The sequence below is a fragment of the Mesorhizobium sp. M1143 genome (assembly GCF_040318435.1).
Taxonomy (GTDB): domain Bacteria; phylum Pseudomonadota; class Alphaproteobacteria; order Rhizobiales; family Rhizobiaceae; genus Mesorhizobium.
Window position 1 is genome coordinate 37,501 of sequence record NZ_JAMYMJ010000019.1, and the last position, 2,500, is coordinate 40,000.

At 54.4% G+C, this 2,500-nt stretch carries 2 rRNA genes (both running past the window's edge); both read left to right on the forward strand.

What is annotated here, in order from left to right:
- Positions 1–2,187: ribosomal RNA gene (locus tag NKH35_RS15390) — 23S ribosomal RNA — on the forward strand (it extends 615 nt beyond the left edge of the window).
- A 202-nt stretch (positions 2,188–2,389) separates the two neighbouring features.
- A 5S ribosomal RNA gene (rrf, locus tag NKH35_RS15395) occupies positions 2,390–2,500 on the forward strand (it continues 4 nt past the right edge of the window).

Below are 2,500 nucleotides of genomic sequence, written 5' to 3' on the forward strand. Positions count from 1 at the left end.
GGGTCAGCGACTTAGTGTGACGAGCAAGCTTAAACCGCTAGGTGTAGGCGCAGCGAAAGCGAGTCTGAACAGGGCGTTCAGTTCGTCGCATTAGACCCGAAACCGAGTGATCTAGCCATGAGCAGGTTGAAGGTAAGGTAACACTTACTGGAGGACCGAACCCATAACTGTTGCAATAGTTCGGGATGACTTGTGGCTAGGGGTGAAAGGCCAATCAAACTCGGAAATAGCTGGTTCTCCGCGAAATCTATTTAGGTAGAGCGTCGACCGAATACCCCAGGGGGTAGAGCACTGGATGGGCTAGGGGTCCTCACCGGATTACCAAACCTAACCAAACTCCGAATACCTGGGAGTACTAGTCGGCAGACACACGGCGGGTGCTAACGTCCGTCGTGAAAAGGGAAACAACCCTGACCTACAGCTAAGGTCCCCAAGTTATGGCTAAGTGGGAAAGGATGTGAGGATCCCAAAACAACCAGGATGTTGGCTTAGAAGCAGCCATCATTTAAAGAAAGCGTAACAGCTCACTGGTCTAAATAAGGGTCTTTGCGCCGAAAATGTAACGGGGCTAAAGCCATACACCGAAGCTTAGGGTTTGGTCCGCAAGGGCCAAGCGGTAGCGGAGCGTTCTGTAAGCTGACGAAGCCATACCCGTGAGGGGTGGTGGAGGTATCAGAAGTGCGAATGCTGACATGAGTAACGTAAGGGGAGTGAGAGACTCCCCCGCCGAAAGACCAAGGGTTCCTGCTTAAAGCTAATCTGAGCAGGGTTAGCCGGCCCCTAAGACGAGGCGGAAACGCGTAGTCGATGGGAACCACGTTAATATTCGTGGGCTTGGAGGTAGTGACGGATCGCACAAGTTGTCCAATCTTATCGGATTGAACGGGCAGCGGAGCGGTTCCAGGAAATAGCTCCTCCTTATAAACCGTACCCGAAACCGACACTGGTGGTCAGGTAGAGTATACCAAGGCGCTTGAGAGAACTATGCTGAAGGAACTCGGCAAATTGCACGCGTAACTTCGGAAGAAGCGTGACCCTTTTCTACGCAAGTAGAGGAGGGTGGCACAGACCAGGGGGTAGCGACTGTTTATCAAAAACACAGGGCTCTGCGAAGTCGCAAGACGACGTATAGGGTCTGACGCCTGCCCGGTGCTGGAAGGTTAAGAGGAGGGGTGCAAGCTCTGAATCGAAGCCCCAGTAAACGGCGGCCGTAACTATAACGGTCCTAAGGTAGCGAAATTCCTTGTCGGGTAAGTTCCGACCTGCACGAATGGCGTAACGACTTCCCCGCTGTCTCCAGCATAGACTCAGTGAAATTGAATTCCCCGTGAAGATGCGGGGTTCCTGCGGTTAGACGGAAAGACCCCGTGCACCTTTACTATAGCTTTACATTGGCATTCGTAGTGGCATGTGTAGGATAGGTGGTAGGCTTTGAAACCTGGGCGCCAGCTCAGGTGGAGCCACCCTTGAAATACCACCCTTATTACTATGGATGTCTAACCGCGGCCCGTTATCCGGGTCCGGGACAATGTATGGTGGGTAGTTTGACTGGGGCGGTCGCCTCCTAAAGAGTAACGGAGGCGCGCGATGGTGGGCTCAGAACGGTCGGAAATCGTTCGCTGAGTGCAATGGCATAAGCCTGCCTGACTGCGAGACTGACAAGTCGAGCAGAGACGAAAGTCGGTCATAGTGATCCGGTGGTCCCGCGTGGAAGGGCCATCGCTCAACGGATAAAAGGTACGCCGGGGATAACAGGCTGATGACCCCCAAGAGTCCATATCGACGGGGTTGTTTGGCACCTCGATGTCGACTCATCGCATCCTGGGGCTGGAGCAGGTCCCAAGGGTATGGCTGTTCGCCATTTAAAGCGGTACGTGAGTTGGGTTCAGAACGTCGTGAGACAGTTCGGTCCCTATCTGCCGTGGGTGTAGGAATATTGAAAGGATCTGTCCCTAGTACGAGAGGACCGGGATGGACGGATCTCTGGTGGACCTGTTGTGGCGCCAGCCGCATAGCAGGGTAGCTATATCCGGACGGGATAACCGCTGAAGGCATCTAAGCGGGAAACCCACCTTAAAACGAGTATTCCCTGAGAACCGTGGAAGACGACCACGTTGATAGGCCGGGTGTGGAAGAGCGGCAACGCTTGAAGCTTACCGGTACTAATAGTTCGATCGGCTTGATCGTTCTCATTCCTTATGCTCATCGTGAAACACGATGATCTGACCAGCGCTCACGCATGAGCGGCCCTTACAGGGCCTATGCTCCGCGAGGGCGCCGGAAAACCGGCGACGCGCAGTCGCGCTTGCGGGCTTACGCCCGTAAGCAAAACACAAACGTCGCCTTGGCACGAAAAAACAGCTTCTCGATATAACGTGCGTTTTGCCGACCTGGTGGTTATGGCGGAGCGGCTGCACCCGATCCCATTCCGAACTCGGCCGTGAAACGCTCCAGCGCTGATGGTACTTCGTCTCAAGACGCGGGAGAGTAGGTCGCTGCC